This is a genomic window from Profundibacter sp. (genome assembly GCF_056498605.1).
Window position 1 is genome coordinate 1 of the sequence record NZ_JBSMEZ010000163.1, and the last position, 25033, is coordinate 25033.

The 25033-nt window shown below is 56.2% G+C and carries 28 protein-coding genes; 11 read left to right on the top strand and 17 right to left on the bottom strand.

Translation table 11 applies throughout. The annotated features are described in order from the left end of the window. From ACWB12_RS16300 to ACWB12_RS16325, 6 genes are all read right to left on the bottom strand, one after another. A partial coding sequence (locus tag ACWB12_RS16300; protein WP_479531156.1) for a carnitine 3-dehydrogenase occupies positions 1 to 1299 on the bottom strand: 1299 nt, incomplete at its 3' end. A gap of 1 nt (position 1300) precedes the next feature. Further along, positions 1301 to 1660 carry a hypothetical protein gene (locus tag ACWB12_RS16305; protein WP_479531157.1) on the bottom strand — a complete coding sequence of 120 codons (360 nt, stop codon included), beginning with the start codon at positions 1658 to 1660 and terminating at the stop codon, positions 1301 to 1303. Continuing rightward, entirely contained in the window at positions 1657 to 2133 is a 477-nt protein-coding gene (locus ACWB12_RS16310; RefSeq protein WP_479531158.1) for a lipocalin family protein, read from the bottom strand. The genes ACWB12_RS16305 and ACWB12_RS16310 overlap by 4 nt, the downstream gene beginning before the upstream one ends. An 8-nt stretch (positions 2134 to 2141) precedes the next feature. Then, a complete protein-coding gene (locus tag ACWB12_RS16315; protein ID WP_479531159.1) occupies positions 2142 to 2465 on the bottom strand; it encodes a hypothetical protein in 324 nt (107 codons plus the stop codon). A gap of 63 nt (positions 2466 to 2528) precedes the next feature. Continuing rightward, complete coding sequence (locus ACWB12_RS16320; RefSeq protein WP_479531160.1) at positions 2529 to 3572, bottom strand: aldo/keto reductase; 1044 nt, start codon at positions 3570 to 3572, stop codon at positions 2529 to 2531. 63 nt (positions 3573 to 3635) lie between these two features. Continuing rightward, positions 3636 to 4070 carry a DsrE family protein gene (locus ACWB12_RS16325; protein WP_479531161.1) on the bottom strand — a complete coding sequence of 145 codons (435 nt, stop codon included), beginning with the start codon at positions 4068 to 4070 and terminating at the stop codon, positions 3636 to 3638. A 116-nt stretch (positions 4071 to 4186) separates the two neighbouring features. Between ACWB12_RS16325 and ACWB12_RS16330 the strand changes: the two genes are divergently transcribed. Both ACWB12_RS16330 and ACWB12_RS16335 read left to right on the top strand, forming a co-directional pair. Next, complete coding sequence (locus tag ACWB12_RS16330) at positions 4187 to 4756, top strand: YceI family protein (protein ID WP_479531162.1); 570 nt, start codon at positions 4187 to 4189, stop codon at positions 4754 to 4756. Between the two features lie 93 nt (positions 4757 to 4849). After that, positions 4850 to 6079, top strand: coding sequence for an MFS transporter (locus tag ACWB12_RS16335; protein ID WP_479531163.1), 1230 nt, complete (start codon positions 4850 to 4852; stop codon positions 6077 to 6079). Here the strand turns inward: ACWB12_RS16335 and ACWB12_RS16340 are convergent. After that, the gene (locus tag ACWB12_RS16340) at positions 6076 to 6525 is read right to left on the bottom strand and encodes a DUF1810 domain-containing protein (protein WP_479531164.1); all 450 of its coding nucleotides are present in this window, start codon (positions 6523 to 6525) and stop codon (positions 6076 to 6078) included. The two genes, ACWB12_RS16335 and ACWB12_RS16340, sit on opposite strands and share 4 nt — an antisense overlap. Positions 6526 to 6621: 96 nt before the next feature. On the opposite strand from ACWB12_RS16340, the gene metG reads away from it, so the two are divergent. Further along, positions 6622 to 8319, top strand: coding sequence for a methionine--tRNA ligase (metG, locus tag ACWB12_RS16345; protein WP_479531165.1), 1698 nt, complete (start codon positions 6622 to 6624; stop codon positions 8317 to 8319). A 42-nt stretch (positions 8320 to 8361) separates the two neighbouring features. Beyond that, entirely contained in the window at positions 8362 to 9396 is a 1035-nt protein-coding gene (locus ACWB12_RS16350; protein ID WP_479531166.1) for a glycoside hydrolase family 26 protein, read from the top strand. Positions 9397 to 9402: 6 nt separating this feature from the next. Here ACWB12_RS16350 and ACWB12_RS16355 read toward each other — a convergent pair whose 3' ends face one another. From ACWB12_RS16355 to ugpB, 6 genes are all read right to left on the bottom strand, one after another. Continuing rightward, the gene (locus ACWB12_RS16355) at positions 9403 to 10299 is read right to left on the bottom strand and encodes an HAD-IIA family hydrolase (protein WP_479531167.1); all 897 of its coding nucleotides are present in this window, start codon (positions 10297 to 10299) and stop codon (positions 9403 to 9405) included. A 12-nt stretch (positions 10300 to 10311) separates the two neighbouring features. After that, entirely contained in the window at positions 10312 to 11268 is a 957-nt protein-coding gene (locus tag ACWB12_RS16360) for a glycerophosphodiester phosphodiesterase (protein WP_479531168.1), read from the bottom strand. Next, positions 11268 to 12320, bottom strand: coding sequence for a sn-glycerol-3-phosphate import ATP-binding protein UgpC (locus ACWB12_RS16365; protein WP_479531169.1), 1053 nt, complete (start codon positions 12318 to 12320; stop codon positions 11268 to 11270). Before ACWB12_RS16365 ends, ACWB12_RS16360 begins: the two co-directional genes overlap by 1 nt. Positions 12321 to 12330: 10 nt before the next feature. Beyond that, positions 12331 to 13182 carry a sn-glycerol-3-phosphate ABC transporter permease UgpE gene (gene ugpE / locus ACWB12_RS16370; RefSeq protein ID WP_479531170.1) on the bottom strand — a complete coding sequence of 284 codons (852 nt, stop codon included), beginning with the start codon at positions 13180 to 13182 and terminating at the stop codon, positions 12331 to 12333. After that, the gene (ugpA, locus tag ACWB12_RS16375; RefSeq protein WP_479531171.1) at positions 13183 to 14064 is read right to left on the bottom strand and encodes a sn-glycerol-3-phosphate ABC transporter permease UgpA; all 882 of its coding nucleotides are present in this window, start codon (positions 14062 to 14064) and stop codon (positions 13183 to 13185) included. A gap of 78 nt (positions 14065 to 14142) precedes the next feature. Beyond that, on the bottom strand, positions 14143 to 15447 hold the full coding sequence (gene ugpB / locus ACWB12_RS16380; RefSeq protein ID WP_479531172.1) for a sn-glycerol-3-phosphate ABC transporter substrate-binding protein UgpB: 1305 nt from the start codon (positions 15445 to 15447) through the stop codon (positions 14143 to 14145). 193 nt (positions 15448 to 15640) lie between these two features. On the opposite strand from ugpB, the gene ACWB12_RS16385 reads away from it, so the two are divergent. Next, positions 15641 to 16534 (top strand): LysR substrate-binding domain-containing protein, encoded by an 894-nt coding sequence (locus ACWB12_RS16385; RefSeq protein WP_479531173.1) that lies wholly within the window; start codon positions 15641 to 15643, stop codon positions 16532 to 16534. Here ACWB12_RS16385 and ACWB12_RS16390 read toward each other — a convergent pair. Beyond that, entirely contained in the window at positions 16531 to 17415 is an 885-nt protein-coding gene (locus ACWB12_RS16390; RefSeq protein ID WP_479531174.1) for a hypothetical protein, read from the bottom strand. The genes ACWB12_RS16385 and ACWB12_RS16390 overlap by 4 nt on opposite strands. Before the next feature lie 159 nt (positions 17416 to 17574). On the opposite strand from ACWB12_RS16390, the gene parE reads away from it, so the two are divergent. The 3 genes from parE to ACWB12_RS16405 all read left to right on the top strand — a co-directional run bounded on the left by parE (position 17575) and on the right by ACWB12_RS16405 (position 20494). Continuing rightward, positions 17575 to 19539, top strand: coding sequence for a DNA topoisomerase IV subunit B (gene parE, locus ACWB12_RS16395; RefSeq protein ID WP_479531175.1), 1965 nt, complete (start codon positions 17575 to 17577; stop codon positions 19537 to 19539). A 27-nt stretch (positions 19540 to 19566) separates the two neighbouring features. Further along, positions 19567 to 20220 carry a hypothetical protein gene (locus tag ACWB12_RS16400; protein ID WP_479531176.1) on the top strand — a complete coding sequence of 218 codons (654 nt, stop codon included), beginning with the start codon at positions 19567 to 19569 and terminating at the stop codon, positions 20218 to 20220. Between the two features lie 97 nt (positions 20221 to 20317). Then, the gene (locus ACWB12_RS16405) at positions 20318 to 20494 is read left to right on the top strand and encodes a hypothetical protein (RefSeq protein WP_479531177.1); all 177 of its coding nucleotides are present in this window, start codon (positions 20318 to 20320) and stop codon (positions 20492 to 20494) included. Here ACWB12_RS16405 and ACWB12_RS16410 read toward each other — a convergent pair. From ACWB12_RS16410 to ACWB12_RS16420, 3 genes are all read right to left on the bottom strand, one after another. After that, entirely contained in the window at positions 20491 to 20901 is a 411-nt protein-coding gene (locus ACWB12_RS16410; RefSeq protein ID WP_479531178.1) for a c-type cytochrome, read from the bottom strand. The genes ACWB12_RS16405 and ACWB12_RS16410 overlap by 4 nt on opposite strands. A gap of 94 nt (positions 20902 to 20995) precedes the next feature. After that, positions 20996 to 21679, bottom strand: coding sequence for an ABC transporter ATP-binding protein (locus ACWB12_RS16415; protein WP_479531179.1), 684 nt, complete (start codon positions 21677 to 21679; stop codon positions 20996 to 20998). Further along, entirely contained in the window at positions 21672 to 22919 is a 1248-nt protein-coding gene (locus tag ACWB12_RS16420; protein ID WP_479531206.1) for a lipoprotein-releasing ABC transporter permease subunit, read from the bottom strand. The genes ACWB12_RS16415 and ACWB12_RS16420 overlap by 8 nt, the downstream gene beginning before the upstream one ends. A 338-nt stretch (positions 22920 to 23257) precedes the next feature. Between ACWB12_RS16420 and ACWB12_RS16425 the strand changes: the two genes are divergently transcribed. From ACWB12_RS16425 to ACWB12_RS16435, 3 genes are all read left to right on the top strand, one after another. Further along, positions 23258 to 23557: a hypothetical protein gene (locus ACWB12_RS16425; RefSeq protein WP_479531180.1), complete on the top strand. Its 300-nt coding sequence runs from the start codon at positions 23258 to 23260 to the stop codon at positions 23555 to 23557. Between the two features lie 195 nt (positions 23558 to 23752). Then, the gene (locus ACWB12_RS16430) at positions 23753 to 24673 is read left to right on the top strand and encodes a DnaJ C-terminal domain-containing protein (RefSeq protein ID WP_479531181.1); all 921 of its coding nucleotides are present in this window, start codon (positions 23753 to 23755) and stop codon (positions 24671 to 24673) included. Next, positions 24670 to 25002, top strand: a complete 333-nt coding sequence (locus ACWB12_RS16435; RefSeq protein ID WP_479531182.1) for a hypothetical protein — start codon at positions 24670 to 24672, stop codon at positions 25000 to 25002. The genes ACWB12_RS16430 and ACWB12_RS16435 overlap by 4 nt, the downstream gene beginning before the upstream one ends. Positions 25003 to 25033: the final 31 nt, after the last annotated feature.

A 25033-nucleotide genomic window follows, 5' to 3' on the forward strand; every position in this document is an offset into this window, starting at 1 on the left:
CCCCGTGGCCAGCAGGCGGTCGCCCTCCCACATTCTATGGAACAGATGCATCTTTTTGCCCGCACCCAGCAGGCATTGGGTTTCCACCCTGATGCGCGCCCCTGCACGCACCTCGTCCAGATGGCAGATGTGGGTTTCGGCGGTGAAATAGCTGCCGCCGGACGCGATATAGTCCGCGTCACAGCCGACGATCTCCATAAACCGGTCCGTTGCGTCGCCAAACGCCTGCAAATAGCGGGCCTCGTTCATGTGGCCGTTATAGTCGGTCCAGTCCAGCGGCACGGCGCGGGCGACGGTCTGGATTGGCACCGTGATGTCAATTTCCGCCACCGGCTGGCGGGCGTCTTGCGCATTCAGCAACGCCCCCGCGCCGTAATCCTGCGCCTTTAGCCCTCGCAGGATGGTGACCAGATTGTTGTCGCGGATGCGTTCCAGCTCGCGAATCGTGTGCATCCCTGATTGCGCGTCGGACTGGTCCGCGATCTGGTCAATCAACTCGTCCGTCAATTCGGGCACATCCATCAGCTTGGTCCACGGCCATGACAGGCACGGCCCGAACTGCTCGATGAAATGTTTCACCCCCGCCTCGCCACCGGCAATACGGTAGGTTTCAAACAGCCCCATCTGCGCCCAGCGTAACCCAAACCCGTAACGGATGGCGTTATCAATTTCCTCGGTGGTGGCGATACCGTCCTGGATCAGCCACAGCGCCTCGCGCCAAACGGCCTCAAGGAATCGATCCGCGATGTGAGCATCAATTTCGGCCCGCACATGCAGCGGATACATGCCAATGCCTGTCAGGGTTTCTTTGGCCTTATCAACCAGTTCCGGCGCGTTCTTATCCGTTGGCACCAACTCAATCAGGGGTAATAAATAAACAGGATTAAACGGATGCGTCACCATGATCTGTTCAGGGCGGGTGGCACAGCCCTGCAATTCTGACGGTTTGAACCCCGATGTGGAAGACCCGATCACCGCATCCGTCGCGCAATGTTCTTGGATTTTCTGATAGGTTTTGCGCTTCAGATCAAGCCGCTCGGGGATACTCTCTTGAATCCACACAGCGCCCTCGACGGCCTGTGAAATGGTGTCGCAAAACACCAGCCGCCCCTCGTCCGGCAACATTACATCCGACAAGCCCGGCAGCGAGCGCCGCGCATTGTCCAGCACCTCGCCGATTTTGCGCTGCGCTTGCGGATCGGGGTCAAACACCCGAACCTCCCAACCCATCAACAGGAACCGCGCGGCCCAACCTCCGCCGATGACCCCGCCGCCGATAATCGCTGCAACTTGCGCCATCCTAGCCCCCGCAGCGGGTGTATTTGGCCGGATCACCACCACCATACCAACGCCACAGAGTATCTTCCCCATCCAGCATCAGCAGGGCTGTATCCTCGTATTGCTCGCCCTCACCGGAACACGACAGGGCCAACTCCCAATACTGCATTTGTTCATTGCCGCGCACACCGGTGATTGAACAGCTGTTCTCCAGCCCCGCAACTTCGGTCTGGGTGATGCGGATCGGGGTGGGATCATGGCCGCCGATCATGTCTGCATATTGGCACCAATCAGGGTTCGAAGTCCAGATCCCTGTCCATGCTGGCGTTTGCGCCAATGCCGGTGTCGCCAGTAGTGCCATTGCTAAAATATAGCGTTTCATAATCCCCCCTTTGGCCGGATTTCCAGCCGCGATAAATCATACCCGTTCCAGTCTAGTATCTCGCGGGCCGCGGCCATCCTGTCAGCAGGTATATCCTGCCCGCGGTTCAGGATCATGCCGAATTCGCCATCAGGCGTGCCGATAACGGCAGTGCGATAGGTTTGATCAACCCACATCACCCAATGTTCGACCGCCTTGTTCGCCCCGCCTTTGGGCGTAAACCGCCCCGGACCGGTGACCATCGCGACACTATGCGTCACCGTCCCCGAACAGGCACGTTCCGCCAGATCGAACATGCCCGCACTGTCTGCAACCATGTCGAATGCGCAATTTTCACTGCCATATGAGGCGATCATTTCCCAATGCCCTGCAAGCTGCGCCGGATCAAACAGCGCAACCGACGTGATCGGCACAGAGGTGTTGCGAAACGAGGCGGCCACAGGCACGGTGCAGGCCGCAGCGAACAGGATCATGCTCAGGCTCAGTCGATGCAAATCTCGACCACCTCGCCGTTGTCCTCGACCATGCTGAAACACCCGAAGATCGGAGAGGCCGCGGAACAGGTAAGGGTGTCGCCGAAACAAACCCCTTCGCAATCCTTGCCCGTTTTGCAGGATTTTCCGGCGTCATTGGTGCTAAATATACAGGCCTTGCCAAATATTCCGGCCGGCACATACCGACCGCCATCAATCTCGCATTGTTTTTCCTCGGCACGGATCTGGGCGTGGGTTTTGCCCCCCATTGCGGGGTCTTCCTGACAGCCGGACAGGACCAGCAGACCGCAGAGTAAAATCAGACTTTTCATAACAACCTCATTCCTTTTTGGAATGTCCGCGCGAACCCAGTGAATACCTTTTGGGGACCCCGATCAATAGGGCATTGGATGTGCTTGGTGCGCCGTATTAATCTCGGCCAGAACCTCGTCCGGCAACTCCACATCAACCGCACCCAGCGCCACCTGCAACTGGTCCATATTCGTTGCCCCGAAAATCGCCGAGGTCATAAACGGACGTGTGCGGCACCACGCCAGCGCCATTTGCGCGATGTTCAATCCGTGCCGCGCGGCAATGTCCTCATAGGCCGCCACAGCACCCCACACGCGGTCGGTAACCCGCCCACCAAGACTGCCGTTGATCGCACGGCGTGATCCTTCCGGCGTCACATCGCGTTTGTATTTGCCGGTCAACAGCCCTGTCGCAAGCGGCGAAAATGCCAGCAGGCCGACGTCCTCGTTCACCGATAATTCCGACAGGTCAGTGTCAAACATCCGGCACAACAGCGAATATTCATTCTGGATCGACATCATCCGTGGCCCCGCACCCTCGTCACTAAGACGCAACCACATCGCTGTGCCCCATGCACTTTCGTTCGACAGACCGACGTGGCGGATTTTGCCAGCCTTAACCATTTTGGCCAATGCCTCCAGAACCTCGTGCATATTCGCAACTGTTTCAGCACGATCCTGACCGGACGGGTCAAACTCCCAATTCTGGCGAAACATGTAGGAACCGCGATTGGGCCAATGTAGCTGATACAAATCGATATAATCCGTTTGCAGCCGCTTTAGCGACCCTTCAACGCCTTCGGTGATCGTTGCGCCCGTGATCCCCTGACCATCCCGCACAAAGCCACCGTTTTTGCCCGACATTTTGGTGGCCAGCACCACGTCCTTGCGCCGTCCGGTGCGGGCAAACCATTCGCCAATGATCGCCTCGGTCTTGCCGACATTTTCAGCCGCCACCGGATTGACCGGATACATTTCGGCGGTATCGACAAAGTTCACCCCGTGGTCCAGCGCCATGTCAATTTGCGCATGCCCCTCGCCCAGTGAATTTTGCGTGCCCCAAGTCATCGACCCGAGACACAGCTCGCTTACTTTCAGGCCAGTGCGGCCCAATTCTTTCATACGCATGTTCTGATCCCTGTTTTATATTCAGCGATCAGAGGTAACCAGTTTTACACGATTGGCAATCCCTTACGGGCGCACATAGGCAAATCCGTTTTCCTGCAATTCGATCAACCGGACCACACCGGATGGCACCACCGTGGCTTCGGACATTAGCGGCACTTCATGGCCGGCTTTGGCGTTCATCTTACGCAGAGTGTTGCCACAGGCGGAAAACGACAGGTTGTCCAATTCCAGTGACAAAACCGAGATTCGATCCGCCACAGGGCTTTTGCCCTCGACAAACATATTCAGGCCAGGGCCATAGGCAACCAGCTCAACTTCAACAGTATCGCCTATGGATTCATAGTATTTCGTGACGTTCACGGCATTGTTAAGGGCCATGTTCATTACTTTTGGATCGTTCTGGTCAACATGGATGGCGACGAAATGCTTCACGCCCTCGGCAGCCGCTCCGCCAATAAAAGAAAGGGATAGCAGTAATGTTGTGATAAATATCTTCATGGTTTTTCCTCCTGTTTATCAAAGTAGCTTATCAGGCAATGCGCATTTGGCGAGAAGGTATTTCTGATATTCCGGTTTTTACTTTACTGTGATGCGGAGCAGGCTATGCTGGTCCCATGCTCCAAAAAACCTTTGGCCTTATTCTGTTTATGCTGACAATCACGGCGGCCGGTGCCGCGCCGTTTCACTATGCGCTTGAGGCTGATAAATCATCGGTCGGGTTCACCTATCAGTTCAGCGGCAACCCGACAAAAGGCACCATGCCCGTTACCAGTGCAGACCTGACAATCGACTTTGCCGCATTGGAAAAATCAACAGTTCAGGTCGTGCTGAATGTCAGAAAAGCCCGCGCCGGTTTCATTTTCGCCACCGAAGCCCTGCGTGGTAAAACCGTTCTGCATGTTGCCAGCCATCCGCAAATCCGCTTTGTCAGCACACGGGTATCACGGTCCGGCAACGGGGCCAAAATCGATGGCAGGGTGACCGTCCGCGGCGTCACCAGACCTTTGACGCTGATGGCAGGGTTTTACCGGCAGAAAGGCAGCGCCCCTGCCGATCTTTCGCGCCTTAGCATCCTGTTGACCGGCTCCATATCCCGCAGCGCCTTTGGCGCAACGGGCTATCCAGATCTGGTTGGCGACAGGATAGATCTGCGGATACTGGCACGCATTCGTCCGGTTAACTAAGATCAAAAACGACCCCGCCACGTCGATAAATGGATAGACCCCGAAAATGATTCACACCATAATTTTTCCACCCAACCACGCGAACCCTATTTCATGCGCCTACTGATTTCCTTTGCCGCCCTGTTTCTGTCTGTCATCCTGTTGCAGCTGTCTTCGGGCGGCGTGGCCCCGCTTGATGCGATCTCGGGGTTGAACATCGGCTTTACCACAGCGCAGGTCGGCTTTCTTGGATCAGCACATTTCTTTGGCTTTTTGATCGGTTGCTGGTGGGCGCCCCGCCTGATGGGCAGCGTCGGCCATTCCCGCGCTTTTGCCGCCTTTACAGCAACGGGTGCGATCGGCCTGTTGGCCCACATGATCATCATCGACCCCATCGCATGGGCAATCATGCGCATCGCCACCGGTCTGTGCATCGCGGGCTGTTTCACCGTGATCGAAAGCTGGCTACAGGCCAAAGTCACCAATGAAACCCGTGGCCGCGCGATGGGCGGTTACCGCATTGTCGATATGGGCGGGTCCATGGCCGCGCAGCTGATGATTGGTGTGTTGGAGCCCGCCAGCTATGTGTCCTACAACCTTCTGGCGTTGCTGTGTTGCGCATCAATCCTGCCGCTGACCCTGACCAAGGCCAGCCCGCCTGAAACACCCGCCGCCCCGCGCCTGCGTCCGATGCTGGCGATCAGGCAATCCCCGCTGGCCGCCGCCGGTGTGATGGTTGCGGGCCTGACCAGTGCCGCCTTTCGAATGGTCGGCCCGATCTATGGCCAAGAGGTTGGCCTACAACTGAACCAGATCGCCCTGTTTCTGGCGGCCTATGTGTTGGGCGGCGCGTTGGCGCAATATCCTGCAGGCTGGCTCGCCGATAAATATGACCGGCGCTGGGTGCTGATCGGCCTGTCGATTGCTGCAGTGTTTAGCTGTGGCGCAGCGGTTCTGGCCTCGGACGGGGGCACAACGATGGTGATGCTGGGCGCGGTTTTCTTTGGTTTTACCACCTTCCCGATCTTTTCGGTCGCTGCCGCCCATGCCCATGATTTCGCCACCTCCGAGGAGCGCATCGAGCTGTCCGCTGCCCTGATGTTCTTTTTCGCCATTGGTGCCATCGCCAGCCCGTTGATCGCATCATCTATGATCCAGACATATGGCCCACCCGCCCTGTTTGCGTTTCTGGCTTTTGGGCATCTGGTGTTGGTGGTCTTTGGCCTCAGCCGGATGCTGGTCCGCCCCACGGTGGAAAAACGCACGCCCTACGTCTATGCGCCGCGCACGTCGTTTATGATTGGCCGGATGTTGCGCCGCCAACGCGACAAGCGCAAACGCTAGTCTTCAAGTGTGGCGACAAACGCAAGGCGCAACGCCTTTAGGGTGCGCGGGTCTGCGGTGCCGCCGTAAAACGCGAACAATGCGGATTCAAAAACCGCACTTGCGCCTTTAACCCTTGAAAATAACGTTATTGCGGCATGGAACGCCTGACCATCTTGATGATCAAATAACGTGCGCGTGCCACCAACCGCCTGCTGGATCGCCAGTTTTGTGCATTGGATCAAGCGCGGGCCTAATACGGGATGCGCCAAATAGGCTGCCGCTTCATCCCTGTCATGCAGGGCGTAGAATTCAGAGCTTTCCGAAAACTCAAGCCCCTCAAGCTGTGGAAAAATACAACTGACCCAGTCGCCACGTATCTGGCCACTGCCCAATTCCTCAAGAACCGCGTCGATACAGGGGGATTGCGCCGCAACAAAGCGTTCAAGGTCATAGGATACATTCATATTCACTCTCTAGCATGTGATGTCGTGCAGGTAAACGCCCTAGCCCTTGGCAGCACCATCCGTTAAAGGGGGACAACACAATCAAAGGCATCTGAAATGGCACGTATCCTCATCACCTCGGCCCTTCCGTATATCAACGGGATCAAGCATCTGGGCAATCTGATCGGCAGTCAGTTGCCCGCTGATCTGTTCGCGCGTTACAATCGCGGGCGCGGCCACGAGGTGATGTTCATTTGCGCCACCGACGAGCATGGCACCCCGGCCGAATTGGCCGCCGCCAAAGCCGACATCCCCGTGGCAGACTACTGCGCCGAACTGCATGATGTGCAAGCCAAAATTGCCGCCGATTTCCGCCTGTCGTTTGACTATTTTGGCCGCTCTTCCAGCCCGCAAAACCGCGAGCTGACCCAGCATTTCGCCGCCAAACTGGCCGAAAACGGGCTGATCGAAGAAGTCAGTGACAAACAGGTTTATTCCATCACTGATAAACGATTTTTGCCGGATCGCTATATCGAGGGCACCTGCCCCAACTGCGATTACGTCGGCGCGCGTGGTGATCAATGTGATAATTGCACCAAACCGCTGTCGCCCACTGACCTGATTGATCCATATTCCACCATTTCAGGGTCCAAAGACCTTGAGGTGCGCGAAACCAAGCACCTGTTCCTGCGCCAATCCAAACTGCGTGGGGAACTGGATAAATGGATTTCCAGTAAAACCGACTGGCCAATCCTGACCACATCTATCGCCAAGAAATGGCTGCATGACGGGGACGGGCTGCGCGACCGTGGCATCACCCGCGATCTGGACTGGGGTGTGCCGGTGCCGCATATGCAGGGCAAAGTTTTTTACGTCTGGTTCGACGCGCCGATCGAATACATCGGCGCGACGGCTGAATGGGCGCAAGCAAACGGGCTGGACGATGCTGCATGGCAGCGCTGGTGGCGCACAGATAAAGGGGCTGATGATGTGCGTTATGTGCAGTTCATGGGCAAAGATAACGTGCCGTTCCACACCCTGTCCTTCCCCGCCACAATCATGGGGTCCAGTGAGCCGTGGAAGCTGGTCGATTACATCAAATCCTTTAATTATCTGAACTATGATGGCGGCCAGTTTTCCACCTCGCGCGGGCGCGGCGTGTTCATGGATCAGGCGCTGTCGATCCTGCCATCAGACTACTGGCGCTGGTGGCTTTTGTCCCACGCACCAGAAAATTCGGATGCCGAATTCACATGGGAGAACTTTCAGGCAAGCGTCAACAAAGACTTGGCGGATGTGCTCGGCAATTTCGCCTCGCGGGTCACCAAATTCTGCCGTTCCAAATTCGGCGAGGTGGTGCCGGAAGGCGGTGAATATGGCGATGCCGAAAATGCCCTGATCGCCACGCTGACGGATCGGGTTGCCGCCTACAACACACACATGGATGCCATGGACGTGCGCAAATCGGCGTCTGAATTACGCGCCATCTGGGTTGCGGGCAACGAGTATCTGCAAAATGCAGCACCTTGGTCGCTGTTCAAAACCGACCCCGATGCCGCCGCCGCCTCGATCCGTCTGTCACTGAACCTGATCCGGCTATATGCGGTGCTGTCCGCCCCCTTCATCCCCGATGCCGCCGCCAGCCTGCTGGCCGCAATGAACACAGATGACGACAGCTGGCCCGACGATGTGGCCGCCGCCTTGCAAACCCTGCCAGCCGGTCACACATTCACCGTGCCCGAGGTGCTGTTTGCCAAAATCAGTGACGAGCAGCGCGAGGAATGGCAGGAGAAATTCGCAGGCAGGCGGGAATAATCCGGCGTAGAACAACTCTTGTTAGGTAACACGGAGAACCCTATGCGCCTTTTTCTTGCTTTGATCGTTGCAATGCTGCTGCCCCTGTCGAGTCACGCAGAAGCCACGCCGCATGACCGCGCCCTGCGCGCCCTTACCCCGCCTGCCGGAAAACTGCTGCATGGTGTCTACACTGGTGGACGCAGCGGCGAAGAGGACGATATCCGCCCCTCTGATCTGGATGCCTATATCCGCACCGTGGGTGTAAAACCCGCATGGGTCTATTTCTCCAACAACTGGTATCACTCGCGCGCCTTCCCCACCGCCACCGCCAAATGGATTCGTGCCAAAGGCTCCACCCCCTTTGTGCGCCTGATGCTGCGCTCTGACCCCGAACAGGACCACCGCGACCCGCTGTTCACCACCCGCGCCATCGCCAGTGGCAAATTCGACGCCGATCTGGCCAAATGGGCACAACAGGCCGCTGCCTTCAAAACCCCGATCCTTGCCGAATGGGGCACCGAAATGAATGGCAAATGGTTCCAGTGGAACGCCCGCTGGAATGGCCGCAACAAAGGCGCTGAACGTTTTGCTACCGCATATCGGCACATCATCGATATTACCCGCACCAACGGGGCCAGCAACATCATCTGGGTGTTCCACGTCAATTGGGCCGATGGGCCGCCAAAGCCGTGGAACCGGATGGAAAAATACTATCCCGGGGATGATTACATCGATTGGCTCGGTATTTCGCTCTACTCGATGCAAGGGCCGGATGAATGGGAGCCTACCGCCTTTGCCCAAATCGACAACACCATGAAACGGCTACACCGGATGGCCCCGACAAAACCCGTGATCATCGCCGAATTCGGCACCGATGTGCACAACCCGCGTGAACCCGCCGCACCATGGGCTGATAAGGCTTTGAAACTAATCCTGTCAGGGAATTACCCCCAACTGATCGGATTCAGCTGGTGGAACGAAACATGGCCCAACGGCGATGATCCGAAAGATGCCACCGACACCCGTATTCAGTCGGATCCCGCCCTGACACAAGTGTTTCGCCGCGCCCTGAAGCACCCGCGTATCGCCCGTTAAAACGGTTCAGATAGAACCCAGTCGCCAATCGGGGCAGATACCGGATGCTTTGATAAACGGCGTCACATCCTTACCTGCAAACAACCCGTGATCCGTCACCAATACGGTTCGCCACCCCCGTGCAGATGCCCCCAGAATATCTGTGTGCAATGTATCCCCGACCATCACAAGACGGGCGTAATCCTGTGCGGCTGGCAAGGCCGCCTCGATACGTTGAAACACCGGCGCAAAGGGTTTGCCCAAAAACACCGGCATCCGCCCTGTCGCATCCGCCAAGGCATGACCGTAATACCCGGGATCAAGGCTAAGGCCATATTCGCGCGGCGCCACCAAATCGGGGTTGGCGATGATCATCGGGCGCGGTGTGTCCAGCAGCGCCTGGCCCAACAGGTTTTGCCGCCCATTGGTCCACTGCGCCGCCCCCAGAAACAAAAACCCGTCCACCGCGCGGTAATCATCCACGTCATCGCCCAGCGTGATGCTGTCAAACGGCAAATCCGATGGTTTGTGGTGTACGGGTGCAATCACTCCCCACAGCTTGATCTGCGAATAATTCGCCGCATGATCCAGCGCTGCATCCCGACTGGATATGATCTCGTCCGGTTCAAACGCGAACCCAAGCCCCGCAAACCGCGTCTGCATGGCAACGCGGGTGTAGGATGCCGAATTGCTCAGGACAAACACCTGTTTGCCGAGGTCTCGCAGCTGTTTAATCCGCGCCGCCGCCCCCACAATCGGCCCCTCGCCCACGTTCAGCACACCGTAGGCGTCAAACACGAAAACATCGGCCTGATCTGCGATATCCAGCAGGCTGTTGATCTGCGCCGTTATGTCAGGAAATTTAGCGGATGGCAGACGCGGACGCAGCGTTTCATAACGGGCAAAGGCGGCGGCGGCATCCATTTCATTCACATCCTATCTGTCGCGCCAATGCATCCCGTGGGCCAGCAAACGGCGCTGTGCGCGCGCTGGATAGTCGGTGATAATCCCGTCCACCCCCAGCGCTATCATTGCATCCATATCCTGTGTGGTGTTCACGGTCCATACATTGACGATCAACCCCAATGCGCGCGCCTCAGCCAGATCCGCCTTGTTCAGGTCGGCAAAATACGGGCTCCAGACCTGCCCACCCGCCGCCGCAACCAGACGCGGCAGGCTGCCGTTAAAATCGGCCAGCACATAGCCATCCATCCACGGTGATCCGTCATAGACATTTTCATCCGCCGGTGTTGTGGTGGCGGGCAGATCACTAAGATACGAGCGCACGCTGTCCGGTGCCTGCAGAGCAACCTCGCGCAATATGCGCCAGTCAAAGCTCTGGATGATGCACCGCCCCATCAGGTCATGCGCCTGCACCACCTGCAGCACGCTCATAACCAGTGCTGGGATCGGCGGGGAATATTCAGGGTGCAACGGGTTAGACTTAATCTCGAGGTTCAGCCAGACATCTGCGTGTTCAGGCCGCACCATTAATTCGGCCAGCTGCGCCAGCGTCGGAACCCGCTGCCCCGACAGAAACGCCTGATCAGGGTAGAGCGCGGCATAGGCTGTGCCTTCTTGCAAGCCGCCCATGTCATAGGACTGTATCTGCGCCAGTGACATGCTGTTGACCGGCGGCGTTTTCGCATCCAGCCATTGCCCCGCCGCATCGCGCGTCATGTCCGGCATCAGGTGCGGGTTATGCGTGACCACAGGCACGCCATTGCTGGCAGATTGCACGTCGAATTCCACAGCATTTACAGCGCATTCCAGCGCATAGCGAAATCCGGCCATGGTGTTTTCCGGCATCACCCCGCGCGCACCGCGATGGCCATGCAGCCGGATCACACCGGATTGCGCTCGCAGCGCCGACAGGCGATCTGCCCCCGACATCAGCCGATCCGCTGCCCGCTGTTTTGATCAAAGAAATGCAGCGCCTTGGGCGGGGCACTAAACCGCACCACGGCCCCTTCAGCAACGGTTTGCGTGCCCGGCAGGCTGACCACCATTTCGCTGTCAGTGCCGTCCAATACCCCGTGGATCAACGTATTCGCGCCCAGTTGTTCTTGCATCATGACCTTGACCTTGATCGGCCCCGCATCATCGGCAACCAGATGTTCGGGGCGCACACCCATTGTCATGTCACCCCCGCCTGCACCCCCCATAATCGTTGTGCCATCCCCAAGCATTAACGTGTCATTTGACTGTGCCTTTACCGGCAGAAAATTCATCGCAGGGCTACCGATGAATCCGGCAACAAAGATCGAGGCGGGGCGTTCATACAGCTCAATCGGGGTGCCGAACTGCTCCACATAGCCGCCGTTCAGAACCATCAAACGATCCCCCAGCGTCATCGCTTCGACCTGATCGTGGGTCACAAAAATTGACGTCACCCCCAGCCGTTTTTGCAATTTGCGGATTTCCAGACGCATCTGCACCCGTAATTTCGCGTCCAGATTGGACAGCGGTTCGTCAAACAAAAACACCGAGGGTTCACGCACAATCGCGCGGCCCATTGCCACCCGCTGACGTTGGCCACCCGACAGCGCACGGGGCTTGCGATTCAGATAGTCGCGGATTTCCAGAATATCGGCGGCCTCGTTCACGCGGCGCAGGATTTCATCTTTGGCGATGCCACGGATTTTCAGACCATAGGCCATGTTGTCATAGACCGTCATATGCGGATATAGCGCGTAATTCTGGAACACCATTGCGATATCGCGGTCGGCAGGCTCCAGCGTATTCACCATCTTGTCGCCGATATAAACCTCACCCGCTGTCACGGTTTCCAGTCCGGCAATCATCCGCAGCAGCGTGGATTTCCCACAGCCCGACGGGCCAACGATCACCACGAACTCGCCGTCATTAATCTCGCCATTCACCCCGTGCAGAACCTCGACATCGCCGTAGGACTTTAGCAGGTTATCCAGTTTAATCTTTGCCATCTTAAATGTCCTACTTGTCGGTTTCCGTCAGCCCTTGCACAAAGAGCTTTTGCATAAACACCACCACCAGAATAGGCGGCAGCATGGCCAGCAGGGCCGTCATCATAATGATGTTCCACTGCGGGCTTTGTTCGGCTGATTCCAACATCTGTTTGATGCTCATTACAATCGTGGTCATACTGGTATCGGTGGTGATCAGCAGCGGCCACAGGTATTGGTTCCAGCCGTAAATAAACAGGATTACAAACAGCGCCGCGATATTGGTGCGCGACAGCGGCAGCAGGATATCCCAGAAAAACCGCATTGGCCCTGCCCCGTCAATGCGGGCAGATTCCAGCATTTCATCGGGAATGGTCAGGAACACCTGTCGGAACATAAACGTCGCTGTGGCTGACGCTATCAAGGGGATTGAGAGGCCCGCATAGGAATTCAGCATACCCAGCGACGCCACCACTTCGTAAGTGGGCAAAATCCGCACTTCGACCGGCAACATCAGGGTGATAAAAATCATCCAGAAAAACGCCATGCGGAACGGGAATTTGAAATACACGATGGCAAAGGCCGAAATCAGCGAAATAGCGATTTTGCCAAACGCGATGGACAAGGCCATGATCAGACTGTTCAGCAACATTCGCCAGACCGGCACGCTATCATATCCCGCCATCCCGTCACCAAACAGCACTTCTTTCATATTTACAAAGAACTGATCGCCGGGCAGCAGCGGCAGCGGAACTTGGGTCATGCGTATTTCATCGTGGGTCGATGCCACAAAGGTGATCCAGATCGGGAATGCGATCATCACGATCCCCAGCAACAGGATCAAATGGGTCAGGAACGTCAGGATGGGGCGGTTTTCTATCATTTAATATTCCACCTTGCGTTCGACGTAGCGGAACTGAACCACCGTCATTGCGATGACGAGGACCATCAGGATAACCGATTGCGCGGCTGATCCGCCCAGATCCAGCCCGACAAACCCGTCGTTATAAACCTTGTAAACCAGAATATTGGTCGACCCCGCCGGCCCACCTTGCGTGACAGCGTGAATGATGCCGAACGTATCAAAGAAGGCGTAGACCGCATTTATCACGATCAGGAAAAACGTGGTGGGTGAAATCAGCGGGAACACGATGGTCCAGAACCGTTTCAACGGCCCCGCCCCGTCAATCGCTGCGGCCTCGACCACTGATTTGGGGATCGACTGCATGGCGGCCAGATAGAACAGGAAGTTATAGGCGACCTGTTTCCACGCCGCGGCCATAATCACCAGCCCCATCGCCTGATTGCCGTTCAGATAGTGGTTCCAGTTCACCCCGACAAATTCCAGCGCATAGGAAATAATGCCGAGCGTCGGGTTGAACATAAACACCCATAACGCGCCCGCGAGCACGGGGGCCACGGCATAAGGCCAAATCAGCAAGGTACGGTAAATCATTGCGCCGCGAATAACGCGGTCGGCAAATCCGGCCAGAACTAACGCAATTGACATCGACAGGAAGGCCACCGCGATTGAAAAGAACCCTGTGCGGATAAAGACGTCTAAATACTGGCTATCGGAAAACAGAACCTCGAAGTTTTCAAACCAGACGAATTCAGTGCTCAGCCCAAAAGCATCCTCGATCAGCAACGACTGATATAACGCCCGACTTGCAGGCCAGATGAAAAACACCAGCGTGACGATGATCTGCGGCGCGACCAACAGATATGGCAACACCGAGGATGGGAAATGGACGCGTTTAAGCAACGAAATCTCTCCGGAAATCTAACGGTTCATGCCGCCCCTAACATCTGGGGCGACATGATGTGTTTTTTCAGCTTTGGCTTACTTAACTGTGCGCTCGAACTTGCGCAGCAGGGCGTTGCCACGCTCCGTCGCCGCTGCCATTGCCTCGGTGGCGGTTTTATCGCCAGCCCACAGCGCTTCCAGCTCCTCATTAATCACGTCACGCACCTGGACAAAGTTACCAAACCGGATACCGCGCGATGCGGGGGTTGGTGTGTTCAGGCTAAGCTGCAAAATCGCTGTGTCTGTGCCCGGGTTGCTTTCGTAGAACCCTTGGGTTTTTGACAGCTCGTAAGCGGCAGTTGTGATCGGAACATAGCCGGTTTCCTGATGCCACCATGCCTGCACTTCGGGCGAGGACAGATAGGTCAAGAACTTAGCAGTCCCTTTGTATTCCTCTTCCGACTTGCCTTGCAGAACCCACAACGTAGCCCCACCGATGATCGAGTTTTGCGGCGCAGACGCAACATCTGTGTCCAACGGCAGCATAGTTTGGCCAAAGTTAAATTCTGCCTGCTTTTTGATGGAACCGTAATATGCCGAGGAGTTCATCCACATGCCGCATTCGCCAGATGTGAACAGCGGCAGGCTGTCACCACGACGGCCACCGTAAACGAACAGATTGCCCTCGGACATCGACGCGATGTCGTCCAGACGGTTGATCACCGCCTCGTTGGCCATAGTGAATTCGGTGTCAAATCCGGCGAACCCGTTCTCTTTGGTGCCCATTTCCAGATTGTGCCATGCCGAATAGTTTTCGACCATCACCCAAGATTGCCAACCGAACGAGAAACCGCATTTCATGCCGTTATCAACCAGCTTTTGCGAGGCAGTTTTGATGCCTGCCCATGTTGTCGGAACTTCGGCACCCGCCGCATCCAGCGCGTCTTTGTTATACCACAAAACTGGGGTGGAGGAGTTGAAAGGCATCGACAGCAGTTCGCCATCCGGCGTTTGGTAATATGAAATCACCGCAGGCAGATAGTCTGATTTATCAAAGGCTTCACCAGCGTCCGCCATCAGTTTTTCAACCGGGTAGATCGCGCCTTCGGCGGCCATCATCGTTGCTGTGCCAACTTCAAACACTTGCACGATTGTCGGCTGCTCGCCTGCGCGAAACGCCGCAATCGCCGCTGTCATAGTTTCGGTGTAGTTGCCTTTATTGACGGGAACGATTTTATAATCGGTTTGCGTTGCGTTGAAATCGGCGGCGATTTTATCAACCCGCTCGCCATTGGCACCGCCCATAGCGTGCCACCACTGAATTTCGGTTTGCGCCATAGCTGATGCCGCAAAGGACATAACCACACCCGCTACAACGGACCCTAATAGTTTGTTTTTCATAGTATTGGACCTCCCAGATCACAAAAACCTTGTTGAACAAAGCAAAGGTCAAAGAGGTGCTGTCGGCAGCCCCCCAGCCTTTCCTATGGTCAGCAAACCACGGTCAGAAACATAATTCAATTAAAAGATTTGTAACATAAGTCATAACATCATGTTATATATTTGCAGAGAACTTGAAGGGAAATGTTCAGCTTTGGCTATTAGATTAAGACAATTAGAGGCCTTTCGGGCGGTTTCACAATCCGGAAATATAACCCGTGCAGCAGAAAATCTGGGGGTTTCGCAGCCCGCTGTCAGTCGGCTTTTGTCCCATTTCGCTGTTGAGGTCGGGTTCGAACTGTTCCAGCGGCGTGACGGGCGACTGATTCCCACACAAGAATCACGTTATCTGCTGGGCGAGGTTGACAGGCTGCTCGACAGTCTTTCCCATATCGAGGAATTGACCAAAGATTTGACCGAGCGCAAAGCCGGTCATCTGCGCATCGCCTGCCTGCCCGGGTTCGCCACCAGCCACCTGCCCGGCGTGGTTGCGCAGTTCCTGAAATCACGCCCCGGCGTCACCGTGACGATTGAACCAGACCGCCCCGAACGCATTCTGGAATGGATCATCGGCGAGCAATATGATTTCGGCATCACCGAAGGGTTTGCCGGCCATCCTGCCGTCGAAAGCAAACCGGTGAACATGCGCACCGTGTGTATCCTGCCAACGGATCACCCCCTGTCCACGGCGACCGAGGTTTGGCCCGAGGATCTGGCAAACCAGCGGATGATCCACACACGGCGCGACAGCCAGTTTTTCCGCGCGCTGGAAGAACAGTTCGTAACCCGCGGCGTCGCCCTGCCCTCATTGATCGAAGTGCGCCAGTTCAACGCCGCCTGCATGCTGGTGGCCGAAGGGGCGGGCGTTTCTGTGGTCAGCGAGCTGGACGCCTGCGCCTATGAGGGGCACGGGCTCGTCATCAAACCCTTCCGCCCCCAAATCAGCCACAACCTGACCCTGCTACACCCCATCCACACCCCGATCTCGATGGTCACGCTGGAATTTATCGAGGTCTTCAAGGCGAGTCTGGGGCCGTATCTGGCCTAATCTTCGCAAAACTCAGACTTCATAAATACGTCGCGGTCGGTCGTGCATACCGTCTCCCACATGCGCCGCATCTCCTCTTTTTGCGCACGCAATTCCTGCGCAGTTGGTGGCACTGGCGTAAACCACTCCAGTAACCCCGCCCGATGCTCCTCATCCACATATCCGAACATCATCCTCGCCAAATCATGCCACGGCCCAAATCCCGGCGAATGGTAAAAACTCACCGAATACCCTTGCGCGTCAACCATTTCGGAAATCCAATAGGCACCGTCAAACACAACTCTATCTTTGGAGGCTGGCCCCTCAGCACTGACCGCCTTAGCCAGTGCTTGAATGCGCTCAAACTCATCAACCGTCAGCGACACTTGCTGTTTACTGTGCACCTCAATCGGCCCCCAGTCAGGGGAAAACGACACCGTAATAGATAAAATTCTCGCTTCATCTCGTGCCACCGCACGAAAGGCATAATGACCGTAGAACGAAGATGTTAGTGTCAGCCGCACAATCGCATCCTCGCCCATTAACACGGCATCCTTAATTATAGGCTCTGCCAACCCTGACAGCGAATATGATACTGAGTGCGCGACTGAATACGGCCCATCCTTATCCCCGGTGCCCAACCCGCCTTGGGGGAAATAGCTTTTCCCTTTCCATCCATAATAAATCTTTTGGGCAGCACGATGTATCATCAATTCTGGATCAACGGGCACGACCATTCCCGACGGGTAGGGCATCGAAAAAGAATTGCCATCATTGGAAATATACTCGTCACCAAAAGAATACAGCCCGCGTGACAAGTCCCAATCACTCCACTCTATCGTATTTTCAAACGCCGCCGCCGCTTGCACATTTAGAAACACAAACAAAACCACCCGCAACATTGAGAGCCTCCAAATCAACCTACCGTTTCTTTTTCACATATATATCCCCGCAGGAGGCATAAAACCCTTCCCGCCAGCGGTTCTCTGCCACATCCCCATTGCCCCGCCTTCCCCACCTGCATTAGTATAAGCCGAAACAAAACCAACAAGAGCAGCCTTATGTCCGCAGACGACCTACTTTCGGGCCGAGACCCCGAGAAAACCTATGACGCCTCCTCGATCGAAGTGCTTGAGGGGCTGGAACCCGTGCGCAAACGCCCCGGGATGTATATCGGCGGCACCGATTCCCGCGCGCTGCACCATCTGGTGGCCGAGGTTCTGGACAACTCGATGGACGAAGCCGTGGCGGGGCACGCAACCCGCATCGAGATCGAGCTGCATGATGATTATTCCGTCACCATCCGCGACAATGGCCGCGGCATCCCCGTCGATCCACACCCGAAATTCCCCGATAAATCCGCGCTCGAGGTGATCCTTTGCACCCTGCACGCAGGCGGCAAGTTTTCCGGCGACAGCTATGCCACGTCGGGCGGGTTGAACGGGGTTGGCTCATCCGTGGTGAATGCGCTATCGGACAGCATGGTGGTCGAGGTGGCCCGCAACCGCATCCTGTACCGTCAGGAATTCTCGCGCGGCCTCCCGCTGGCCCCGCTGGCCGAAATCGGTGCCGCCCCCAACCGGCGCGGCACCACGGTGACCTTCCACCCCGACCCTGAAATCTTTGGCACGCTGAAATTCAAACCATCCCGCCTACACGAGTTGGTCCAATCCAAGGCGTTCCTGTTCTCCGGCGTTGAAATCCGCTGGAAATCCGCTGTGGCCGATGGCGACACCCCGATGGAAGCCTCGTTCCACTACCCTGGTGGTCTGGCCGAATACCTTGGCGAAGTTCTGGGGGATGCCGCCACCTACGCCGACGCAGCATTCGCTGGCAAAGTCGAGTTTGGCGAAAAGTTCGGCGAAGCCGGATCGGTGGAATGGGCGATCAACTGGACCCCGTCACGCGACGGTTTCATCCAGAGCTATTGTAACACGGTGCCCACCCGCGACGGCGGCACGCACGAGGGCGGGTTCTGGACCGCCGTTCTAAAAGGCATCCGCGCCTATGGCGAATTGGTCGGCAACCGCAAGGCAGCCTCAATCAACCGCGATGATCTGACCACCGGCGGCTGTGCGCTGCTGTCCGTGTTCATCAGCAACCCCTCATTTGTTGGCCAGACCAAGGATCGCCTATCAAACGAATCCGCGCAGAAGATGGTCGAAAATTCGGTCCGTGACCATTTCGACAACTGGCTGGCCGCCGATACCAAATCGGCAGGCGCAATCCTTGATTATCTGGTGCTGCGGGCCGAAGAACGCCTGAAACGCCGCGCCGAAAAGGAAACCCAGCGCAAAACGGCAACCAAAAAACTGCGCCTGCCCGGCAAGCTGACCGATTGTTCCAGCAAAACCCGGATCGGCACCGAACTGTTTATCGTGGAAGGGGATTCTGCGGGGGGCTCGGCCAAAATGGCCCGCAACCGCAAGACCCAAGCGCTGCTGCCCCTGCGCGGTAAAATCCTGAACGTGCTGGGGGCGGCCTCCTCGAAAATCGGCACCAACAACGAGATTAACGATCTGACCCAAGCGCTCGGGGTCGGGCTGGGTTCCCGCTTTAACCTTGACGATCTGCGCTATGAAAAGGTCATCATCATGACCGATGCGGATGTCGATGGTGCCCACATCGCGGCGCTGTTGATGACGTTCTTCTTCACCCAGATGCGCCCGATGATTGACGCGGGGCACCTGTATCTGGCCTGCCCGCCGCTGTTCCGGCTGACGCAGGGGGCCAAGCGGGTTTACTGCATTGACGAGGCCGAGAAAGCCGCGTGGATGGAAAAAGGGATCGGCGGCAAGGGCAAGATCGACGTGTCGCGGTTTAAGGGGCTGGGCGAGATGGACGCCAAGGATTTGAAAGACACCACCATGAACCCCGAAACCCGCACCTTGATCAGGGTAACGATCGAGGAAGATAACCCGGGGGATACGGCCGATTTGGTGGAGCGGTTGATGGGCAAGAAGCCCGAGATGCGGTTCCAGTATATTCAGGAGAACGCGCAGTTTGTGGAGGAGTTGGATGTTTGAGGGTATTAGCGTACAAAAGGAATAATTATGCCTGAAGAATCCATTCAAGAATTATACCAAAGAATCGTCAATCTACTTGCAAGTTTTAATTCAACCGACAAGACTTTTGAACGGGCAGACATGGATGAAGTTTCTATGCTAACCCAAGAATCTCAAAGTATTCTCCCTGAAAGGTTTGTAAAAATCGTAAAAGAAGCAGACCAAAATTTTCCAGATGATACGTATAAAACATATGAGTTGAGAAGACGGTTGGAGAGGGTGCTGGTTGTTTCCAAGACGGTTCCAGAATCAATATCGCCCAGCAACGATTCCCCCCTTCTTCCAACATTTACTCTGCCAAAAAAAGACAAAGATAGAGTAGTGAAGCTATGTGGAGATATGCGTAAAATTGTTTTCGCATCACCAGATTTTGACCAACCTCACAAAAAAAGGCTATTGGACCGAATAGCAGCTATAGAAAAGCAAGTGCTCTCCAAAACGGGACTATTTGATGTCATCCTAGGCGGCGTATCCGATATTGGCGAGACAATTGGAAAATTCGGCAAAGACGTCAAGCCACTTACAGATCGCATGAACGAAGTTGCTCAAATTACACGGCAGGGAACAAAAGAATACGACCAAATTCCAGCACCAGAGGAAATCAAAAGGCTTCCCAAACCCGATGATGCAGATGAAAGCTAAGGCACAATTGAAAGAATAGCCAATTTACCCATGCGCTGGCCGCCCACCCAAGGGTATAAGCGCCCCCCCGTTGTTGTGAAAGACTGAAGCCAAAAACATGTTCCTAACCGGCATCCCCATTGCGATCATCGTCGCCATAATCACCGGCCTAATCTGCCGTGCCGCCGGAATGGACGGGCGCGAGGCCAAGCCTAAAATCCTAATGGCAGCCTTGATCGGTCTGCTGGCTGGCGGCATCATCCCCAGCCTGCTGCCCTATTTGCTCACGCCCTAGCGCTGCAAGCTTTCCAGATAATCCGCCACCGCCAGCACCGCGGCCTTGGTCACAATCGGGTCACCCGCCGCCGTGTCAATCACCGCCGAGGCCCCAGTCAGCAACGCGCCAAACACCGGCATCGGATCGCCATGCCCGCGCATTTCAACCCGACCGTCGATCTGGCGCACGACGGACACCAGTGGAAACACCCCGCCGTATTGCCGCGACAACCCCGTCAAATCGGGCACCGGAACGCTGATCAAAGCCGCCAACGGCCCGTCGCCCTTGGCCGCCTCGCCGTGGCATCCGGCGCAGTATTCCAGATAAATCTCCTGCCCGCTCGCACCTTGTGCCCCCGAATCCTGCGCCAATGCCGCAGTTGCAGGGATCAGGGCCGCCAATGAAAGCGCTAATAGATATCGCATCGGTATCCTCCAGCCTGTTACAGGCACCAATCATAGCCGATCCGCGATCAACGCGATATGATCTAAAGCAATTTGCGTTTTAACCCTGTGCAGGTCAGCCCCGCACCAGCGCGCCGTTCTCCAACCGCACCACGCGGTCCATTTTGCCCGCCAGTTCCATGTTGTGCGTTGCTATCAGCGCCGACAGCCCCGTGTCGCGCGCCAGCGCCATCAGGGCAGCGAACACCTGATCCGAGGTCGCGGGGTCAAGGTTGCCTGTTGGCTCGTCCGCCAGCAGCACTTTTGGTTCATTCGCCAGCGCACGGCAAAAGGCCACCCGCTGTTGCTCACCACCAGACAGGGCCGCGGGGCGGTGGTCTGCGCGCTCCGCAACGCCGACATTATCCAGTAGTTCCAAGGCGCGGGCCTCGGCCACCGCTTGCGGCACCCCGTTGGCCAGTTGCGGCAGAACGATGTTTTCCAGCGCCGAAAATTCAGGCAACAGGTGGTGGAACTGATAAATAAACCCAACCCCGTTGCGCCGCACGTTGGTGCGTTTGCGATCCGATTGGCCAGTCATATCGACCCCGTTGATCAGCACCGTGCCGCTATCGGCTGTGTCCAGCAATCCGGCGATATGCAGCAGGGTTGATTTTCCTGCCCCCGAAGGGGCGACCAGCGCCACAACCTCTCCCGCTGATAGCATCAGGTCGGCACCGCGCAGCACATTGATTTCATTGGGTCTACCATGGTTATAGGATTTGCTGATCCCGTGCAGTTCCAACATTGGTTTACTCATACCGCAGCGCCTCGACAGGGTTCATCCGCGCCGCGCGGCGGGCTGGAAAGATGGTCACGATGAAGGACAGGCCCAGCGACAGACCAATCGCCGACAGCACATCGTTCAGTTGCAATTTGGCGGGCAGTTTATAGATGCCGCGCACCGAGGCATCCCATACCTCGCCCCCCGATGCCCCGCTGACGAACGCAAGGATCGGATCAAAGTAGAGCGCGAACAGGCAGCCGAGGATCACCCCGAAGATCGTGCCGATCAGCCCCGTCATCGCGCCGCAGATAAAGAATACCCGCAGGACTGACCCTTCAGACAGGCCCATCGTGCGCAAAATTCCGATGTCGCGACCCTTGTTTTTCACCAGCATCACCAGACCGGAAATGATGTTCATTGATGCAATCAGAACCAGCACCGTCATCAGCACGAACATCACGTTATCCTCGACCGTTAGCGCCCGCAGGAACGACCCCGACGCATCGCGCCATGTCCACAGGATGGCGCGGTCGCCGCCTGCCCGCAGAAAATCCAGCGTCAGGTCGTCGACCTTCTCCGGCTCCTTGACCATGACTTCCAGCTCATCCGCCACGCCCTCGCGGTTGAAAAAGCTCTGCGCCTCGACAAATGGCATGTAGATCCGGATGCCATCGATGTCATAACGCCCGACGGAAAAAATATAGACCACCTCGTAAACATTCACCCGCGGGCTAACACCGAAGGCGGTTTTGGTGCCATTGGGGGAAATCAGTTTGATTTTATCGCCAATGCCAAGGCCAAGCGAGTTGGCAATACCCTTGCCAATCGCCACACCTTCGTTGAAGCGATCAATATCGCCCCGCGCGTTTTCTCCCGACGCAATGCGGGGAATGGTTTTCAGATCGGCCAGCGATATACCGAACACCTGCGCGCCAGTATTGGCGGCACGGTTGTTGGCCATCACCTGCCCCTTGATCAGCGGAGCAACGCGGGTAACACCAGCAATGGCGCGGATTGCTTCGGCTTTTTCCTCATAGCCCTCCATCACGCGACTGGTCTGGCCCGCATCGTTCGCCGTGATCGAATTATAGACCGTCACATGGGCATTGGCGCCCAGAATGGTATCGACAAATTCAGCGCGAAACCCCGCCCGAACCGCCAGCGTGATGATCAGCGCCGCCACGGCCAGCGTGATGCCGACCAGCGAAATCCATGTCATGATGCTGACGCCACCTTCGGCGCGTTTGGCGCGAAGGTATCGCCACGCGATCATCCATTCAAAGCGTGCAAAAGGGGCTGTCTGGCCTGCCACTGGTCTGCTCCTCGATTTATCTACCGTGTTTTTATATGCCGGATTTTGACTGTATCCGTTGATTTGGTCAAGGAAGCGATACCAGCCCAAGGGCCGGATGCCAATTCATCATCCTGCAATCGGCGATTGGCGGCTGCATTTAGACCGGGTCACAACATTTAATTGAATTAACGCCCCCCGTATCCCGCATAATAATTTCACGCCAGCGCCACAGTCTGTCCACATTTCAAAAATAACAATATGTCATCAACTGCCACATTGCGCTTTGCAAGGCGCTCATTTCTCATGGGGGAAACATCATGAAACTAGATAATACTAAAAAGGCACTGACACTGATCTCGGCTATCGTATTCACTGCGGGCCTAACACAAATGGCCAATGCGGGCGAACTGCCAAACAGCAATTCTGCTCAAACGCAAATCCAGTTCAGCACCAAATCAGGTGACAGCACTGGCCAATGGCAAACATTGTCAAATGGTTGCTCCTACTCTCGCGCACAGGCGCCTGGGTATGCCCCGACGTGGCACTTGATTGTAAATCCACAAGCAATGGGGCTGCCAGGTCGCCCTCGTGGCTGTAAGCCTATGGTTCAAGGATAATAAGCGGATTGGCCTGACGTATAGTCTGGGCCACAACCAGATAATCCAGACGATCAGAAATTTATTAATGCGCGCGTTACTGCAATGCGCGCTTTAATCGTTTTATGGGTCTAAAATGGCGCTACGACTATACCTTTAATATGCATCTTGTATGATTATATCAGTATCAAAGCATAATCACCGGAGCATATGCCAATGAGCAATGACCCTTATAAAGCGCTCGGACTAAAAAAGTCAGCCACCGACGCCGAGATCAAAAAGGCCTATCGCAAAATCGCACGCGATAGCCATCCGGACCTGAACCCGGGGGACAACCAAGCCGAAGCAAAATTCAAGGCTGCCTCGGGCGCCTATGATTTGTTGAAAGACTCCGAAATGCGCCGCCGTTTTGACGCTGGCGAAATTGATGCGTCAGGGGCCGAACAACAACCCGAACGCAAATTCTATCGTGAATATGCTGAACAACCTGGCCACAGCTATCAATCCTCGCACGGGTATGAGGATTTTGGCGATATGTCGGATATGTTCGCCGACATTCTGCGTCAACGACAGGCACAATCCGCACATGGCGCTGGCTTTGATGCCCGTGGCGCGGATGCGCGCTATATGCTCGAAGTCGACTTTTTGGCCGCGGTGAAGGGCGGCAAGAAACGTATCACCCTGCCCTCTGGTGACAATCTCGAGGTGAAAATCCCCGAAGGCACAGCGGATGGCCAAACCATCCGTCTGCGCGGCAAAGGCGGCGAAGGGTACGGCAAGGGTGCGCGCGGCGACGCCTATGTCACCATCAACGTGACACCCCACAAAGTATTTACCCGTGACGGTGACGACATTCTGGTCACCCTACCCATCACCATTGACGAGGCTATTCTGGGCGGCAAGGTCGCCACCCCCACCATCCACGGGTCGGTCAACCTGACCATCCCCAAAGGCGCCAACAGCGGCCAAACCCTGCGCCTGCGTGGCAAAGGGGTGAAACGGGGGGCGAAAACCGGCGATCAAAGGGTCGAGTTGCAAATCAAGATGCCGCAGACGGTTGATGCTGAACTCGAAGAATTCATGCAGGGCTGGCGCAAGGACCACGCCTATGATCCACGCGAAGGGATGTCGATATGAGTCGTTATTATTCCGAGCAAGAAACCATCACCACCGTCACCCGCCTGACCCGTTCGCGTTTGACAACCTATGTAAAGCACGAATTCCTAAGCCCGACCCAATCCGAGGCTGGCCCCGTCTATGACGCCGCTGATCTGGCGCGAATTGAACTGATTTGCGATCTTTCGGAACAGTTCGATCTGGAGGGTGATGCTTTGGGGGTGGTGCTGTCGCTGATTGACCAGTTGCACGGCGTGCGCGGCGAATTGCGACGGGTGATGGCTGCTGTTGAGGCCCAGCCACAAGATCTGCGCGACCGGATCATTACCGCGCTAGAGGATGGGCAATGATCCGTTTTCTTTGAAAGAAAACGAGCCGGAA

What these genes read in the sequence shown, in the direction of transcription:
- ACWB12_RS16305 (WP_479531157.1), bottom strand. Translation starts at nt 1,660, where the DNA reads ATGAAACGCTATATTTTAGCAATGGCACTACTGGCGACACCGGCATTG.
- ACWB12_RS16310 (WP_479531158.1), bottom strand. Translation starts at nt 2,133, where the DNA reads ATGATCCTGTTCGCTGCGGCCTGCACCGTGCCTGTGGCCGCCTCGTTT.
- ACWB12_RS16315 (WP_479531159.1), bottom strand. Translation starts at nt 2,465, where the DNA reads ATGAAAAGTCTGATTTTACTCTGCGGTCTGCTGGTCCTGTCCGGCTGT.
- ACWB12_RS16320 (WP_479531160.1), bottom strand. Translation starts at nt 3,572, where the DNA reads ATGCGTATGAAAGAATTGGGCCGCACTGGCCTGAAAGTAAGCGAGCTG.
- ACWB12_RS16325 (WP_479531161.1), bottom strand. Translation starts at nt 4,070, where the DNA reads ATGAAGATATTTATCACAACATTACTGCTATCCCTTTCTTTTATTGGC.
- ACWB12_RS16330 (WP_479531162.1), top strand. Translation starts at nt 4,187, where the DNA reads ATGCTCCAAAAAACCTTTGGCCTTATTCTGTTTATGCTGACAATCACG.
- ACWB12_RS16335 (WP_479531163.1), top strand. Translation starts at nt 4,850, where the DNA reads ATGCGCCTACTGATTTCCTTTGCCGCCCTGTTTCTGTCTGTCATCCTG.
- ACWB12_RS16340 (WP_479531164.1), bottom strand. Translation starts at nt 6,525, where the DNA reads ATGAATGTATCCTATGACCTTGAACGCTTTGTTGCGGCGCAATCCCCC.
- metG (WP_479531165.1), top strand. Translation starts at nt 6,622, where the DNA reads ATGGCACGTATCCTCATCACCTCGGCCCTTCCGTATATCAACGGGATC.
- ACWB12_RS16350 (WP_479531166.1), top strand. Translation starts at nt 8,362, where the DNA reads ATGCGCCTTTTTCTTGCTTTGATCGTTGCAATGCTGCTGCCCCTGTCG.
- ACWB12_RS16355 (WP_479531167.1), bottom strand. Translation starts at nt 10,299, where the DNA reads ATGGATGCCGCCGCCGCCTTTGCCCGTTATGAAACGCTGCGTCCGCGT.
- ACWB12_RS16360 (WP_479531168.1), bottom strand. Translation starts at nt 11,268, where the DNA reads ATGTCGGGGGCAGATCGCCTGTCGGCGCTGCGAGCGCAATCCGGTGTG.
- ACWB12_RS16365 (WP_479531169.1), bottom strand. Translation starts at nt 12,320, where the DNA reads ATGGCAAAGATTAAACTGGATAACCTGCTAAAGTCCTACGGCGATGTC.
- ugpE (WP_479531170.1), bottom strand. Translation starts at nt 13,182, where the DNA reads ATGATAGAAAACCGCCCCATCCTGACGTTCCTGACCCATTTGATCCTG.
- ugpB (WP_479531172.1), bottom strand. Translation starts at nt 15,447, where the DNA reads ATGAAAAACAAACTATTAGGGTCCGTTGTAGCGGGTGTGGTTATGTCC.
- ACWB12_RS16390 (WP_479531174.1), bottom strand. Translation starts at nt 17,415, where the DNA reads ATGTTGCGGGTGGTTTTGTTTGTGTTTCTAAATGTGCAAGCGGCGGCG.
- parE (WP_479531175.1), top strand. Translation starts at nt 17,575, where the DNA reads ATGTCCGCAGACGACCTACTTTCGGGCCGAGACCCCGAGAAAACCTAT.
- ACWB12_RS16400 (WP_479531176.1), top strand. Translation starts at nt 19,567, where the DNA reads ATGCCTGAAGAATCCATTCAAGAATTATACCAAAGAATCGTCAATCTA.
- ACWB12_RS16405 (WP_479531177.1), top strand. Translation starts at nt 20,318, where the DNA reads ATGTTCCTAACCGGCATCCCCATTGCGATCATCGTCGCCATAATCACC.
- ACWB12_RS16410 (WP_479531178.1), bottom strand. Translation starts at nt 20,901, where the DNA reads ATGCGATATCTATTAGCGCTTTCATTGGCGGCCCTGATCCCTGCAACT.
- ACWB12_RS16415 (WP_479531179.1), bottom strand. Translation starts at nt 21,679, where the DNA reads ATGAGTAAACCAATGTTGGAACTGCACGGGATCAGCAAATCCTATAAC.
- ACWB12_RS16420 (WP_479531206.1), bottom strand. Translation starts at nt 22,919, where the DNA reads ATGATCGCGTGGCGATACCTTCGCGCCAAACGCGCCGAAGGTGGCGTC.
- ACWB12_RS16425 (WP_479531180.1), top strand. Translation starts at nt 23,258, where the DNA reads ATGAAACTAGATAATACTAAAAAGGCACTGACACTGATCTCGGCTATC.
- ACWB12_RS16430 (WP_479531181.1), top strand. Translation starts at nt 23,753, where the DNA reads ATGAGCAATGACCCTTATAAAGCGCTCGGACTAAAAAAGTCAGCCACC.
- ACWB12_RS16435 (WP_479531182.1), top strand. Translation starts at nt 24,670, where the DNA reads ATGAGTCGTTATTATTCCGAGCAAGAAACCATCACCACCGTCACCCGC.